At 32.2% G+C, this 15,803-nt stretch carries 16 protein-coding genes; 11 read left to right on the top strand and 5 right to left on the bottom strand.

Translation table 11 applies throughout. From position 1 onward, the window contains the following. Nucleotides 1–34 precede the first annotated feature (34 nt). The 5 genes from tpiA (at nt 35) to ABD816_RS05655 (ending at nt 5,873) form a co-directional block, all read left to right on the top strand. Nucleotides 35–787 (top strand): triose-phosphate isomerase, encoded by a 753-nt coding sequence (tpiA, locus tag ABD816_RS05675; RefSeq protein WP_344925479.1) that lies wholly within the window; start codon nt 35–37, stop codon nt 785–787. 76 nt (nt 788–863) lie between these two features. Continuing rightward, nucleotides 864–1,703, top strand: coding sequence for a 50S ribosomal protein L11 methyltransferase (gene prmA, locus ABD816_RS05670; RefSeq protein WP_344925478.1), 840 nt, complete (start codon nt 864–866; stop codon nt 1,701–1,703). 57 nt (nt 1,704–1,760) lie between these two features. Further along, nucleotides 1,761–2,036 carry an ATP-dependent Clp protease adaptor ClpS gene (locus tag ABD816_RS05665; protein WP_344925477.1) on the top strand — a complete coding sequence of 92 codons (276 nt, stop codon included), beginning with the start codon at nt 1,761–1,763 and terminating at the stop codon, nt 2,034–2,036. An 897-nt stretch (nt 2,037–2,933) separates the two neighbouring features. After that, complete coding sequence (locus tag ABD816_RS05660) at nt 2,934–3,776, top strand: M57 family metalloprotease (protein WP_344925476.1); 843 nt, start codon at nt 2,934–2,936, stop codon at nt 3,774–3,776. Nucleotides 3,777–4,586: 810 nt separating this feature from the next. Continuing rightward, nucleotides 4,587–5,873: a S8 family serine peptidase gene (locus ABD816_RS05655; RefSeq protein ID WP_344925475.1), complete on the top strand. Its 1,287-nt coding sequence runs from the start codon at nt 4,587–4,589 to the stop codon at nt 5,871–5,873. 305 nt (nt 5,874–6,178) lie between these two features. On the opposite strand, the gene bamG is transcribed toward ABD816_RS05655, so the two are convergent. Both bamG and ABD816_RS05645 read right to left on the bottom strand, forming a co-directional pair. Further along, the gene (bamG, locus tag ABD816_RS05650; protein ID WP_344925474.1) at nt 6,179–7,426 is read right to left on the bottom strand and encodes a BamG family beta-barrel-assembly machinery protein; all 1,248 of its coding nucleotides are present in this window, start codon (nt 7,424–7,426) and stop codon (nt 6,179–6,181) included. After that, nucleotides 7,419–8,750 (bottom strand): DUF4270 family protein, encoded by a 1,332-nt coding sequence (locus tag ABD816_RS05645; RefSeq protein WP_344925473.1) that lies wholly within the window; start codon nt 8,748–8,750, stop codon nt 7,419–7,421. The genes bamG and ABD816_RS05645 overlap by 8 nt, the downstream gene beginning before the upstream one ends. 259 nt (nt 8,751–9,009) lie before the next feature. Here ABD816_RS05645 and ABD816_RS05640 point away from each other — a divergent pair, with 259 nt between their 5' ends. The 5 genes from ABD816_RS05640 to ABD816_RS05620 all read left to right on the top strand — a co-directional run bounded on the left by ABD816_RS05640 (nt 9,010) and on the right by ABD816_RS05620 (nt 13,091). Next, the gene (locus ABD816_RS05640; RefSeq protein WP_344925472.1) at nt 9,010–9,867 is read left to right on the top strand and encodes a DUF6268 family outer membrane beta-barrel protein; all 858 of its coding nucleotides are present in this window, start codon (nt 9,010–9,012) and stop codon (nt 9,865–9,867) included. A 3-nt stretch (nt 9,868–9,870) separates the two neighbouring features. Beyond that, nucleotides 9,871–10,884 carry a Kelch repeat-containing protein gene (locus tag ABD816_RS05635; RefSeq protein ID WP_344925470.1) on the top strand — a complete coding sequence of 338 codons (1,014 nt, stop codon included), beginning with the start codon at nt 9,871–9,873 and terminating at the stop codon, nt 10,882–10,884. 79 nt (nt 10,885–10,963) lie between these two features. Further along, nucleotides 10,964–11,314 (top strand): DUF4907 domain-containing protein, encoded by a 351-nt coding sequence (locus ABD816_RS05630; RefSeq protein ID WP_344925468.1) that lies wholly within the window; start codon nt 10,964–10,966, stop codon nt 11,312–11,314. A gap of 84 nt (nt 11,315–11,398) precedes the next feature. After that, a complete protein-coding gene (locus ABD816_RS05625; RefSeq protein WP_344925467.1) occupies nt 11,399–12,361 on the top strand; it encodes a sensor histidine kinase in 963 nt (320 codons plus the stop codon). Nucleotide 12,362: 1 nt separating this feature from the next. Further along, a complete protein-coding gene (locus ABD816_RS05620; protein ID WP_344925466.1) occupies nt 12,363–13,091 on the top strand; it encodes a LytR/AlgR family response regulator transcription factor in 729 nt (242 codons plus the stop codon). A 46-nt stretch (nt 13,092–13,137) separates the two neighbouring features. Here ABD816_RS05620 and ABD816_RS05615 read toward each other — a convergent pair whose 3' ends face one another. The 3 genes from ABD816_RS05615 to ABD816_RS05605 all read right to left on the bottom strand — a co-directional run bounded on the left by ABD816_RS05615 (nt 13,138) and on the right by ABD816_RS05605 (nt 14,687). Then, nucleotides 13,138–13,905, bottom strand: a complete 768-nt coding sequence (locus tag ABD816_RS05615) for a patatin-like phospholipase family protein (RefSeq protein ID WP_344925464.1) — start codon at nt 13,903–13,905, stop codon at nt 13,138–13,140. A 318-nt stretch (nt 13,906–14,223) separates the two neighbouring features. Beyond that, complete coding sequence (locus ABD816_RS05610) at nt 14,224–14,406, bottom strand: hypothetical protein (RefSeq protein ID WP_344925463.1); 183 nt, start codon at nt 14,404–14,406, stop codon at nt 14,224–14,226. Further along, nucleotides 14,403–14,687: a heavy-metal-associated domain-containing protein gene (locus ABD816_RS05605; RefSeq protein ID WP_344925462.1), complete on the bottom strand. Its 285-nt coding sequence runs from the start codon at nt 14,685–14,687 to the stop codon at nt 14,403–14,405. The genes ABD816_RS05610 and ABD816_RS05605 overlap by 4 nt, the downstream gene beginning before the upstream one ends. A 152-nt stretch (nt 14,688–14,839) precedes the next feature. Here ABD816_RS05605 and ABD816_RS05600 point away from each other — a divergent pair, with 152 nt between their 5' ends. Beyond that, nucleotides 14,840–15,688, top strand: a complete 849-nt coding sequence (locus ABD816_RS05600) for a universal stress protein (RefSeq protein ID WP_344925459.1) — start codon at nt 14,840–14,842, stop codon at nt 15,686–15,688. The last annotated feature ends 115 nt before the right edge of the window (nt 15,689–15,803 follow it).

Genomic DNA, 15,803 nt, shown 5'->3' with positions numbered 1-15,803 from the left:
TTAAATATTAACCACACAACTAAATAAAATAATAATGAGAAAAAAAATTGTAGCAGGAAACTGGAAAATGAATAAAAATCTGGCAGACACAGGAGTTTTGCTTTCAGAATTAAAAGTAAAATTTAAAGAGCAGCCGACTGCAGAAATTATTGTAGCACCCACATTTACTAATTTATACTATGCTTTTGAAGAGTTAAAGCAATCCGGTATTAAGGTAGCTGCTCAAAATATGCATCAGGCAGAAAGTGGTGCATTCACAGGAGCGATTTCTGCGGATATGCTAAAGAGTATTGGTGTTCAAATTGTAATCTTAGGGCATAGTGAGCGCAGAGCTTATTTTGGAGAAACCGATGTATTATTAGCAGAAAAGGTAAAAACTGCATTAAAACATGAGATGACTATCATTTTCTGTTTTGGAGAGGAATTAGAAGACCGTAAAAGTGGTAATCATTTTAAGGTAGTTGAAAGTCAATTAAAAAATGCACTATTTGATCTTGATGCATCTGACTGGAAAGTAATTGTTTTGGCATACGAACCAGTATGGGCGATAGGAACGGGAGAGACAGCAAGCCCGGAGCAAGCTCAGGAAATGCATGCATTCATACGTAAAACTATTGCAGATACCTATAATACAGAAACAGCAGATGAGGTTTCTATTCTGTATGGTGGGAGCGTAAAACCTGCCAATGCTAAAGAAATTTTTGCTAAGCCTGATGTAGACGGTGGATTGATCGGAGGTGCAGCACTGGATGCAGAAAGTTTTGCAGCAATTGCCAATGCTTTTTAAATTTAGGTAGTAAAAAATATGTGAATACATACTCATAGAAAATCTAATTTTTATGTATTCACTCAAAATGTAAAAAATGTCTACACCCATCTATATTGGTTACTATTTTACCATTGACCCATTACAGCCAGCATCAGAGATTCTCATTGCAGAACTCGGATATGTAGGTTTTGAAAGTTTTGTAGAAACAGAGAAAGGAATTGAAGCATTTATTCAAAAAGACGATTGGAATGATCAAATTCTTGATGAAATACATGTGCTTACCTCAGGAGAGTTCGCTATCACATATACCACTAAAGAAATAGAGCAAGTAAATTGGAATACAGAGTGGGAAAAAAATTTTACTCCCATCATTGTAGACAATCTGTGTAGTGTGAGAGCTCCGTTTCATGAAAAACCAGACACTACCTATGATATTGTAATAGAACCAAAAATGTCATTTGGTACGGGACATCATGAAACAACACATATGATGATCCAGCATTTGTTAAAGAATAATCTACAGGATAAGAAAGTCCTGGATATGGGATGCGGAACGGGAGTTTTAGCAATTTTGGCAGAAATGAGAGGAGCCGGACCTATAGACGCGATTGACATCGATAATTGGTGCTATCTTAATACTATAGAAAATGTAACTCGCAATCATTGTAAAGAAATAACAGCTTATGAAGGTGAAGCATCTCTATTAGAGGGTAAATCTTATGACGTTGTTATTGCTAATATTAATAGGAATATATTATTAAATGATATTGCTAGCTATGCTAAGACACTAAAATCAGGAGGTATGCTGTTTTTGAGTGGGTTTTATAAAGAAGACCTGAACATAATTACAAAAGCATGTACAGGTAATAATTTAGAGTTTTCTGAGCATAAAGAACGAAATAATTGGATAGCAGCTTGTTACACGTTAAAATAATCTTAGATTGAATACAGATTTCTATTGTAAATATTATATTTGCATAAAATTAATAAGATGAGTACGCAGGAAGAAGTTTTAGAAAAAGTTTTAGAAAAGACAGTTGAGCAAGGTACGAGCGAAATTGTTTTATACAATGATGATGTCAATACTTTTGATCATGTGATTGAAACTTTAATATATACCTGTGAGCATACGCCGGTTCAGGCAGAACAATGTGCAATGCTTGTACATTATAAAGGAAAATGTACTGTTAAGACTGGTGTGTATGAAGAGTTAGTGCCTAGATGTTCTAAATTACTTCAGGCGGGGCTTAGCGCCGAGATAGTTTAATGATTTCTGAATTCTTTTAAGAATTATACAGTTTAAATTTTGATATTTACTAAAAAACCAATCTCAAGATTGGTTTTTTTATGGCGTTGAAAGTTGTTAATATTTTGTGTCTTTTTTTACTGTATAAAATTGTCAATAAAAATTCTGTATATGTGATTCTTTACAGGTAGAGTTTAAGGTTTTCAAGTACTTTTCATAAGTATATTCCTTTGTGTTTTGTTATATTTTTGTTTGGTTTTTTACTTTATTATTCAATAAAATTCAGGTAAATATTTTTTTAACACTACAGAAACATAAATTTATAATTTGTAAGAAAAGTACTTCATTTTTTTGATTTCATTCTTTCTAAATAATCTAGTCGCTTTTTTCTGAAATTTTGATGAAGCTAATGAAACGTTCTTTAGTAAATTCTTTTGTTTTATAGTGTTCTAATGCATAATTGATATTTCAATTTTTATAAAATAGTTTATTGATAAATAATCATTTTAAACTCGTAAGTTATTACGATAATGTTAAGAATTTGTCATATCTAATAATAGAGCTAACTTACAGTTGTTAGTAGCTAATTTGAAGCTGTTAACTTGTCTGATTATATGTATTTTAAATAACTTTTTTAAATACAGTAGTGCATTGTGTATTTTATCGATAATATTGAGTAATTTAAAGATAGACAATTGTTAATGTTTATTCATTTTTGTTAAATTTAGTGTAGTGGATATAACTAAACCATAAGAATAGTTTAAAGAATTAACTGATTTTTATAAATAATTATCATATCTTCATCCCGCTTAAAATTAAAAAGGTTCAAAGCTTTTTACTAAAAATAATTAAAATATAGTATATCATGTAGTAGGTATATTATACTAATAGTAACTACACAAACTCAACTTTTTAAAAATGAAAAAAATCAAATTCCTTGCGCTATGCGCTATCGCGGCTGGTGTTGTAACATCTTGCCAAAAAGACGAAATTTCTAACGAAGTACAGCCAGAATCATCTGCTGAAGTTACAGAATTACAAAAACAAGCTCTATTAGATGCAGGTGTTAATCCGGCTGGAGCAGAATTAGTTACCATAACACATCCTGGTGAGTCACCACAAGAATATTTAATGTCTGGAGACATATTATTACCTACAGATGTTAAAGAATTAGCAAAACAAGCTTTAGAAGATGCTGCTGATGGATTTAATAAGCAGTATAGAACATCAAATTTAGTATCAAGTAATAACTACAATATTTCTGTTATTGGATATACTGGTAGTGGATTTGCTCTTACAAGTACAATGCAAACTGCATTACAATGGGCAGTAAATAATTACAATAGATTAAACATAGGACTTAATTTTACGTTGAGTTATGCTGCTAGTACAAACGCAGATATGGTAGTATATAATAATGGTGCTTCTGGTGGTGGAGGTTCTGCTGGTTTCCCTAATGGAGGACAGCCTCATAAATTTATCCAGATCAATGCTGGTACGGATGCTTTTGGTACAAATGTAGTAGAGCACGTAATTACTCACGAAATGGGACACTCTGTAGGATTCCGTCATACAGATTATGCATCTCGTCAGAGTTGTGGATCTAACCAGAATGAAGGTCAAGCTGGAGTTGGAGCAATTTTAATTCCTGGAACTTCAGGATCTGATACTACTCCATCTATAATGTTAGCTTGTTTTGGTGGTAATGAGGATGGAGAATTCGAAAATTCTGATATCACTGCATTAGAATTTATGTACTAGTAAAATCTATAGTATGTAATAAGTAAGCTTTGAAACTTTATATAAATCAACCATCCCGTGACCGGGATGGTTTTTTTATGCGAATTTTTGAGATTAGAGATAAAAGTTATGCGTAAGTAAATAATTATATTAACCTAGACATGAAAATTTAATTATGATACAATGTATTTAGAGGATTAATTTTAGGTAAGGTGTATTGAATCTTCCTTTACATAATAATTACTTTAAGCCATATTTAAAAGCTGATGATGTTACCTTCTTTATGTTACTAAATTTTCTGAGACTATACCTTGTCTATTACGAACACCATAGTGCTATCTATAAAGAATCATAACTTTGATAGTAAATTTAAATGAGTATAGTCTTTTTTCTTAACTTTTGTAATGCAGTAATCCTTTATCAGATACTTCATAATATTTAGATCTAAGTAGCTCAGGATTTGATAAAGGTATAATTGGTAATTTAAAAAATTGATTTTGTTCCATTAAACATAAATGCACTAATGCATCTTTGTGGCTTTAGTCGATTAAAAGTGAATTTGGAAATTAAAGTAATGTTAAAAAATAAGGTTAATTAATTGCTTTTTTAACATTGTAAAAGGAACATGAAAATTTTAAATTTTATTAAAATTAGTTCTTTTTCATTTTCATCATCACTCACGCTGATTTTGAAGGGTTTTTTAAGATAAAACATATATTAAGATTTTATTAAGATTTCGTGTAAAGAAAATCGTACAAGTAAAAAACGATGATATTTTTGTGAATATTCTTTACTTACATTTGGGTTTACAAATCACAAACTCAATAATTTATGAAAAATTTAAAAAGCTTATCAGCATGTGTGCTGTTAACAGGATTGTTATTTACTTCTTGTCAAGATGACAAAGTTGAAAATGATGTAGTTGAATCTATCGTGTCACCTATCGAAATTGAAGGTGAGATTGTTCAGGGAAGCTATATCATTATGTTTGACGACAAACAAATCAAATCAACTTCTGAGCAATTAGTTAATAAATCGTTTACGGATAGAGCCTCTAAGGCTAAATCTTCCAGAGAGCTTGCGGGAGAATCTATAAAGAAAATTAATGCTACACTATCAGTTTCCGACTTTGATATGAACAAAGTTTCAGCGTATTATACTTCGCAGTTTGCAGGGATATCAGTTAAAGATCTTTCTGATCAGGAATTAGTTGAATTATCGAAAAACCCGTCTGTCGCTTCAATTCATTATGATCAGATTGTACCAAACCCTATTGACGATGTTATCGAGGAAGAAGGTGATACTAAAGGTTCTGTTGCTAATAAATTTGCTCAGCAAACTCCTTGTGGAATTCAGAATGCTGGCGGTTTTGTAGATAGTTCTGGTGCTGATTCATGGATATGGATTATTGATACAGGAATCGATTTAGATCACCCTGATCTTAATGTAGTTACTAATACTGATTATGCTAGATCCTTTATAGGAGGTACTCCTGATGATTGTAATGGTCATGGAACGCACGTGGCTGGTTCTGCCGCAGCTATCAATAATGGGGAAGGTGTTGTAGGTGTTTCTGCAGGTGCGCCTGTGGTTCCACTTAGAGTTTTCGGATGTAGTGGAGGAGCTTCTTCATCTTCTATCTTAAGTGCATTAAATCATGTAGGAGCAAATGATATTGCCGGAGATGTTGTGAATATGAGTTTAGGTGGATTCGCAGGATCACAATGTGCAACCTCTTCTCCGTATCGATCTGTTCTTTTATCACTAGGAAACAGTAATACCAGAATTGCATTGGCAGCTGGTAATTCTTCCAGAGATGCTTCGACAGATTCACCAGCTTGTATCAACGGTACGAATATCTATACGGTTTCTTCTATGACCTGTACGGGAGGTTTTTCTAGCTTTTCTAATTATGGTAGATCTACTGTGGATGTTATAGCTACAGGAAGTAGTGTGACTAGTACGTGGCTTAATGGTGGTTATAGAACTATCAGTGGTACTTCTATGGCCTCTCCTCATGTAGCAGGAATATTACATGCCAGAAATGGAGCTCCATTGACAGCAGGTTCAATATCTTTTAGAGGTGAAAGCTATCCAGTAGCTGTTGTTAGAAATTAATATTTCTAAAAAAAATGTAATGAGAGGGTCATTGATTTAATCAATGACCCTCTTACTTTGTTTTAACATTTCGAATTTATGATTACTTTCCAGATTTTAATATTTATTTACCAGTAATGTGTAGAGAGTAGTTTTATTACTTATTGTAACTATTTTCATCTTAGCATAGCAATGCACTTGTATCCACAATACAAAATATCATTAGTGAAGCTAAAAGATTTAAACAATAGGTTTAATTTAATTATGGTATGTATTTAGACTAAAAACAATTTGGAAATTTTTAGTAAACTTTTAATCCGTAAACTTTATTTAAAGAAGATTCTTTGAAACCAAGTATCTTTCAGACTTAGGTTTACATTTATTAGATTGTAGTTTTCCTGTAAAAGAAGCCCTGATACACTACCTCTTTGTCCTGTAGTATATGATATATTAAGCATAGAAGTACCTTTTCTGTTGATAGGAAGCCCTAGTCCGGCAGAAAAGCCATAATTATCAATGACTTTATTATTTACTTTTAAATATCCGGTATCATAATTGATTCCTGCTCTAAATTCTATATGTTGCCAGTATTTGAAGCCTCTTTCATTAGCTTTATATTGAGCACCCAAACTAACAATAGATTGATTTACAAATTGCCCAATGTTATCACTTTGTTCTGTTTGTCCCCACATATTCATTTTATAATCAGCATTAATAGTAATAGTATTGATAGGTTTTGCACGTATTCCAAAACCAATTTCTAATGGTAACTTAAAATTAGTTACAAACAAATCTTCTTCATTCTCTACTGTTATTAGCACATTATCCAATGTTTTTTCTACTAACCGATCCTGAGAACTATGTAATGAGGTAGGTAAATCTGTCGTAAGACCCATTGAATATGAATCATTAATATCAAATTGAAATCCTACACCTAATCGAAGACCATTATAATAATTTTCTTCAATAATATCTAGATAAGAATCTACTGTTGTAATATTTTCAGTTTCGAGAATAGACCCAAAAATATAGGAAGCACGTATGCCGACCCTCACATTATCAAATATGCGATACCCATAATTAATACGTATATCACTAAGTCCACCAGAACCTGTAATACTGCTAATGAATTCATCCTGTGAGCCTTCAATATTACTGGTGATACCCACTAGAGAATACCCAACATCAGTAAAGGGAACAATAGACACTCCTAATCCGGAGGAATCATTTATGCTAAAAGCAAAGGCAAGATTAGAGAAACTAGCAGCCAGTCTAGATTCATCACCATTACTATTAGAAATCGTATTGAATTCTCCTAAAAATCCAATATCAAGTAAAAAGCTTTGCTCAGGAATAGATGCAAAAGATGCAGGGTTATAATTGTTGATCATATTCTTACTTTCTAAAGCAATTCCTCCCTTTCCTAAAGCACTGTTTGTACCAATATTAGAGTTAGATTGAACTCCTAATCCAAACAGTGAATAAGGGGAGCGAGTTAATGTATTATCACTTGTTTGTGCAAATAATATACTACTCAAAAATAAAAAGGGTATGCATACTATATATCTATTCATTCTCATCATATATGGCGTAGGTAATAATCAATTCAGCTTCAAAATCATCACTGTTTTCTCCTTCTAGTACAATTTGGTCAACAGTGTTATTGAAATTTTGAGGGAAAATTGCAATAGCATTTTCAATTTCAGGGGTTTCAGATAATTCATCTTCTACGTAAACTCCTAAAGGGATTTCATAAACAATCTCATTAAACTCTTTATTGCTTTCATTGAGTAATGCATAAACTTCACCATTACCATTGATTAGTTGAGCTCCTATATCATTGTTTTGATCTATTGTATTGACAAATAGAGAATCTGATATTGGTTTAAGATCATCATATACCTGTGGAGGTGGTTTGATAGTTAATGCAGCACTCATCAGCGTTCCGGTTCCCGAGATTTGATAAATATTTTTAATAGAAGGAAGTTCGATTTTGGTAATTAATCCTACTCCTGCTTGTATATAGCTCCTATTGTTGGCATCAGAAGAAGGTAGATTTATTTCTTGATCAATTAGAGGTTCAAAATAGGTGCCTTCTGAAGCACTGCTAATCGCATTAAAATACGTGGGATACGTCTCACTAGAATTAATAATAAGATCATAAGTTTGCTCGTCTTCTTCAAACTCACTATCTACAATTGTATAAAAGAATCTAAGATAAGTTTCTTCATTACCAATACTAAAGCCAATTACAGAAGAATCATCCGTCTCCCCAGGAAGTAATGCTAAGCCTTTAAGCTCATTACGTAAATCTATGTCACTAGTAATGCTATTATCCCGTATTTGATTAAAAAGTTCTTGACCTAAGCCTATAGGTATAGAAATATGGAGTGAATCCTTACCATAGGGTCGCGGATAATAATTCACGGATGAGATTGGAACTTCTTCATATGCGATTGTACTGGTATTATAAAAAGCATCCTCCTCTGGTACTACTTCATCGCTTAATTTGTGTACGTGTATAGAAGATACTTTTGTGGTATCACTATAAAAATAACCATCATAGTTAAGTACTAATGCAATGCTATCCAGTTCTGCATCATCTGGAATATCATACTCTATTGGTGTAAATTCTAAATAACTACCTGATTTGACTGTGCCAAAAATAGCATCGGTGTATTGACCGATCAGAAGTCTGTTAGTTGATGAAGTAATAACACTGTCCAGCTTATATGTGGATAGTTCTACAGAGAATGTATCAATAGACATTACCCTGATATTAGAATTAGTAAAATCTTGACCTACTTCAATTACCGGAATACTTTCTTCTTCTGAAGAACAAGAAATAAATATGATCACAATACACACTATGGATACAAAACAAGCTATACTTTTCATTTCAGACTATCTAATTCGTAAAGAGTGCTACAAAAGAAATAGAGAGGCTCTTAGATTAAAAATATAGTATACATATGCTTATAAAGAATAGACTAAACCTGGTTTTTTCAAGATGAAAAAGATTCTTGTCAATTGGTAGATAAAAAAGATTGTTTTGTCTATACAGTTCAGTCTCTGGTATATCTTTTTTTCTGCCGCTCAGGTAACTGAATACTTTCATCAAAAAATTTGAATGCGAGATCATTTTAAACTCATTATTTTGATATTTAGTACAGTGAATATAGGATTAGGTCAGGATGTAGGTCAGGAACTTTTTGGGTTTGATTATTCTACTATACAAGGTATAGGAGATACTAGTATAGAAAAATATAGTATAGATACGTATTTGGATACTGATTATAAAAAAACGAATATAGGTTTTGGTTTTATATATGACAATTATAATTTTCTTTTTACCAATGCGCCGTTTTATACAGGATCAGAATTGTATACAGATTTACATACCATAGGAGCAAAACTATCATATACTTATTTAGTAAATGACACCTGGTCAGCTAATCTATTTGTTTTGCCAATGATATCATCTGATTTAGAACAAAAGATAACTAATGAGGATATAGTGATTAATGCTAAGGCAACAGTTACTAAAAAATGGGGGAGTGGGATGAATTCATCTAGTCTGCTATTGGGTATTGGTTATGATACCACTTTTGGAGTGCCTCAATTAATACCTCTTATTTCCTATCAGAAGCGGATAAATTTACAATGGGAGTACATCTTAGGTTTTCCAGAAACCTATATAAATTTTCATCATAATACAAGACATATTATATCTGCAGCTACAGCTATTACCGGACTATACGGTAATTTATCTTCGCCATTTTATGATGAAGATATCAGAATGATAAGCAATACAAAGTTGACATATAAAACAGCAGCTACTAGTTTAGAATATAAATATAGGATTCAGCCTCATTGGACCACTGTGGTTAAAGCAGGATATTCTTTCTACAATGAACTAGCCATTTTAGATAAGGATCATACCACTATATATGATTTTAATACGGATAGCTCATTTTTTATAACGATGGGATTAAAGTTTAATTTAAATAAATAACAAATGAAAATAAATAATAGACCAATACAATTAATGTTACCATATATCAAAAGTGCTTTATGTATTTTGATTACTATTAATCTATTGAGTTGTTCTGATGATGATGATGATGATGAGATAGGTAATTGGGTAGATAGCTCAGTTTTTGACGGCACTTCCAGAAGTGGTGCTATAGCTTTTACAATTGGTAATAAAGGGTATATGGGTACCGGGTATGATGGAGATGATTATCTAAATGATTTTTGGTCATACGACATAGAGGGTAACTATTGGAGTCAGTTAGCAGATTTCACAGGAGTTGCACGTAGCTCTGCAGTAGGTTTTACTGTTAATAATGTAGGATATGTTGGAACTGGTTTTGATGGGGATAATGAGTTAAATGATTTTTATAAATATGACCCCGCAACAAATAGTTGGGATGTAATTGCAGAGTTTGCAGGTACAGCCAGATATGGAGCTGTAGCATTTAATTCTGAAACCTCGGGATATGTAGGAACTGGTTTTGATGGAGATAATGATGGAAAAGATTTCTGGAAATATATTCCGCAAACTAATACTTGGGAAGAGCTAGTAGGTTTTGGAGGTGATAAGAGACGAGAAGCAATGACTTTTACCATCGGTGATAAAGTATATATGGGTACAGGAATATCTAATGGTTTGGATCTTGAAGATTTTTGGGTATTTGATACCACTACTGATGTATGGAGTTCATTAGAAAACCTGAATACAGATGATTATGATGTTACTCGCAGTAGTGCCGTTGGTTTTAGTATCGGCAATAAAGGGTATCTGGTAGGAGGATCCATAGGAGGAGGAGCTACGGGCACAGTATGGGAATATGATCCCATTACTGACGAATGGGATGAAAAAACAGCACTCGAAGGGGTAGGCAGGCAAGATCCAATTGCATTTTCTAATACATCCAGAGCATTTGTAGCGCTAGGAAGAAATGGCACCTTATATCTTGATGATAATTGGGAATTTTTTCCTCTTGATGAAGAAGACGAAGATGATTAATCACTTTTCTATCTAGTATAATTTCGTTAAGAATCAGTTAGCTCCTACACTTTTTTAATAAACATAAAATCAAGTATTAATGAGAATGAAAATGAATTATGTATTGATTTTTGGGATTATAACTTTTGGAGTTTTATTTGGAACCTGTTTTGTAAGTATGGGGCCGGGTTCTGATCCATATTCTAAATATTATAGTTTAGAAGTTAAGGAGCTTTCTGATCATTACGGATGGTATTATGAAATTTATATAGATGATACTTTACTTATTAAACAAAAAAATATTCCTGGAGCGTATGGTTATCAATTTTTTAAATCAAAAAAGGACGCTAAGAAAATAGCACTTTTGGTTGTAGATAAATTAGTGCAAGAAATAACACCTACGATTACCAAAGCAGAATTAGATAGTTGTAACATAGATTTTGTAAAGTAGTTATTATAAAAAAGAATTAAAACAGTAGATATCAAAAAAATTTGGATTCATATTATTTCTTGGATTTGCCTAATGTCATTTCCTATGGGATTCTCTCTTATTCAGATGGGAACGGTGCGGTTACATCCGGATTTTTTTATTCAGTTTTTGTTTAATCCTATTGTATTTTATGCTAATTATTCTTTCCTGGCACCCAAGCTACTTCTAAAAAAGAAGATGATACATTATATTATTGCATCTATTATTTTTTTGATAGCTATTAATTATTTGGTGAGTGAAATTCCTATAAAAAGTCCATTTAGAGAGGCACTGGATTCCATCAGATTTAAAAATGATTTTAATAGAGTACAGGATTTAAAAAATATGGTCCGAGGTATTTTTTTCTTTGCTTTTTTCTTATTGGGTGGTATCTTTTGTTTGATTTTTGATTTTTATAAGCGTGATAAGATTTCAAGTGAAACTGAAGTACAAAGAACAGAAACAGAACTCCAATTTCTCAAGGCACAACTAAACCCACATTTTTTATTTAATTCACTAAATAGCGTTTATTCTCTGGTGCGTACTAAATCGGATGATGCTGCAGAAGCAGTACTGACCTTATCAGAATTGATGAGGTATATGTTGTATGAAGCGAATCAAAAAATGGTGCCCTTATTAAAAGAAATAGATTACATTAAAAATTATGTTTCGTTACAAAGATTACGATTGTCCAATAGTGAAGATGTAACCTTATCTATAAAGGGAGAATATGAACACAAAAGTATGTATCCCTTGCTTCTTATTTCTTTTATAGAAAATGCTTTTAAATACGGAACGGATTATAAAGGTGTGACTGACATACAAATTAAAATAAAGGTCGAAGGAGACATACTTATGTTTACTGTAAGTAATATTATAGGAATTTATAAAAAGAATATTGATAATTCAGGAGTGGGCCTGACTAATATAAGAAAGCGACTAGAGCTTTTATACCCTAATCTACATATGCTGACCATAAAAGAGGGGCGTGAGCGATATGTAGTTGATTTAACTTTAACGCTTACATGATATGAGATGTATTATTATAGACGATGAACCGTTAGCGCTTGGTATTATAAAATCCTATTGTGAAGATATAGGTACTCTTAATGTGATAGGCGCATTTATGAATCCTCTAGAGGCCATATCGGTTTGTAATAAGACACAAGTAGATTTGATTTTTTCGGATATCGAAATGCCTCAAATTAGCGGAATCGATTTTATCAAATCCTTAAATCAGAAACCACTTTTTATTTTTACAACAGCATATTCTCAATATGCATTAGAAGGGTTTGAGATTAATGCAGTAGATTATTTAGTGAAGCCAATTCCTTTTCCCAGATTTATTCAAGCTGTAAATCGGGCAAAAGAGATATATGAGCTTAAAAAAGAACAAGTAAAGTTTTTTCGCTCTGCAGTATCAGATACAATCGTAACGACTGGAGGAGATAAGTTTATTTTTGTGAAATCAGAATATGGTACTGTAAAGATTAAGCTTAAAGATATTAAGTATATCCAAGGGCTAAAGGACTATCTAAAAATTCATATTGCTAATGAAAAACCATTATTAACACTCATGACTTTTAAAGAAATTCAGGAAAAACTACCTGAGCATCAATTTATGCGGGTACACAGATCTTACCTAATTAATGTAAGTGTAATAGATTCTATCCAGCGTAGTAAAATTGTGGTAGATACTACCAGAATTCCGATAGGAGATAGTTATAAAACAGAATTTCTAAGACGCATTGGGATGTAGTGTAATTGTTGTAATGTATTCTAATTGGTTAGCGTGGGATTTATGACTATTTAACAAATAGATCTAATTGTTTTTTTGCTTCCTGATACCCCACATCATATACTTTATCCAGATTGCTGCTACTAAAAAGACCGTAATTAATCAGTTCTTCAGGTTGGATGACAAGGTCACAATGTTTAAATTTTGCCATAGAATTGGGGGTAGCACGCAAGTAATATGCACGTAGCATTACATTATAGGAATGTTTGAAATCGGATATTTTGGGCTTTTTTAAAGGTGTAACATCAATACCGATAATAGTATCACAAGCTTCTTGTAGAGGTTCTATAGGAAAGTTGTTTAAAATTCCTCCGTCAGAATATAAGTGTCCATCGATCAATACAGGGGAGAACATACCAGGAAATGCGGCAGATGCCAATACTGATTTTATTAAATCTCCTTCACTAAATACTCTGGTAACGCCTTCAATAATATCTGTAGCAGTTACAAATAATTTTTTATGAAGACTCTCAAACGAATTTTCCGGGAAAAACCGTATGAGATCATCATAAAATTTTTCTGAATCCAAAAACCCTGCTTTTTTTCTTGTCAATCGATGAAAATTAAACAGTGATGTATTATTAAAAAAATCTTTGATTTCTTCAGCACTATGACCACCTGCATATAAGGCTCCTACAATAGAACCGGCACTAGTGCCAGAAATAATATCCGGAACAATGCCCGCTTCTTCGATAGCTTGTATGGCTCCAATATGAGCTACTCCTTTAAAACCTCCGCCAGAGAGTACCAAGCCTATTTTATGTGATGTATTCATAAGTGGATTTTTGCAGTATAGCTTTCGTGTGTTGCTAATACTAAAGTAATGAATGATTCTATCAAAACTTATAAAGTTTACTACCTAATATCAATTAGGCTATTAATTTAAACTAATTATACGATTCTTATACTCCTATTTCCTGTATAGAGCACCAAACCATATCCAAGGCAATATCTGAATTTTACACCTTGATTCAGAAAAAAATGAATTATTTAAGTCTGCAACAACAATAAAGTGATGTGATTGAATATATAATTTCATTGAGATTTTAGCGTATAGCGTATAGAATTATAATAAATGAGTCTTGTTTTTTATCTATGCTTTCAAAAATGTTAACGTTTCATATACCAGAAAAGTAGGCCAAACGAATGCTTTAAGAACTCCTAGTAGACCCATGCAAAAACCAGTGGCTTGACTTATAAAGTAAACCATTGCTCCAATAATTTCCAAGCCATAAATGAGATTTGAGGATGCTCTTTTTTGTACTTTTTCTTTCATTTTTGATGGTGTGATTTGTTAATCCTACCAATTGCACAGTTTAGATAAGATGTGATTTTTGTTCCAATCTTGTTCCTATTTCCTTCTAATGGATATCCTAATTTAGTAAGCTCTTTCTCTACGGTTTCGATTCCGTTATCGGTTTTATATGAAAAAGAGATGGTACAGTCATTTAAATTGACTGAGATATCACGAATTCCTTTTAGTTTGTTTAATCTTTTTGCAATAGTACTTTCACATCCTGCACATTTTAGATTTTGTACTGAAACGACTGTTTTCATATTTTCTTTATTTGTAAAATATAAAGGTACCTGTGTCATAATCATTGATCTATGATAATTATCAGTTCTGTGAAAAGTAAACCTGATTTAAATCATTTATAGTTATCCAATTATGAACTAGTTTTATTCTTAATGATTAAATCAATATACTCATGAAAACTATTCTTTATGCCACAGATTATACAGATCACTCGCTATCTGCTTTGCACTATGCCTATGACCTAAGTAGTAGAGTAGGGGCAAAACTTATCATTTTACATGTTTTTGATATCCCTTCTTTCTCTGGAACTACTATGATCAGTCCTTTGCGTAAAACAGTAAAACGTGCATACGTAGAGCAAAATGCTGTTTTAAAGGAATATTGTAAAAAACATCTGGGTAATGATTTAGAAAAGCTGAATGTACAAACTACTGTCGCAAAAAGTATTTCTATCTCAGAAGAAGTATTGGTACAAACAAAAAGATATAAAGTTGATTTGGTCATTGTAGGGGTTAAAGACAGTAATAGTAAAAGAGGATTTTTTGAGGGTGATATAGCAAAAACACTCTTAACTCAACTACCTTGTCCGCTATTAGTGGTTCCTGATCATAGCAGTGCTAAGAAAATAAATACGATTGTATATGCAACAGATTTTGAAGAAAGTGATGTCTTTGCTATTCAGGAATTGACAGCATTAGCTACTTGGTTTGAAGCGACTATACACGTAGTACATGTCTCAACTCAAAATGATACTGATGATAAAGAACAGATTGAATGGTTTAAGGAAATGGTGAGTCAAAAGGTAAGTTATTCTAATATAGAATATGATGTCTTATTGGCGGATGATGTGTATACCAAATTAATGAATTTCCTAAAAAGTATGGATGCAGATATGGTTGTTTTACTAGAGCGCGAAGAAAGAGGGTTACTTAAGAAATTATTTCATAAAGATTTGGTAAAGCAAGTAGAGGCTCATACATCCATACCATTGCTAAGCTTTAATAGTAAGAATCAAAAATGATAGATACTTTCATTTTAATAATAGCCTGTTTACGTTTGGTTAAATTTACATTGAGATAGAAGAAAAAAAGGATAGAAAGCAGAAAATATCTTTGATAATAATTAAAAATAGAATT

Origin of the sequence: Aquimarina addita, from assembly GCF_039539305.1 — a bacterium.
GTDB lineage: Bacteria > Bacteroidota > Bacteroidia > Flavobacteriales > Flavobacteriaceae > Aquimarina > Aquimarina addita.
This window is presented reverse-complemented; position numbering and strand designations above follow the sequence as displayed.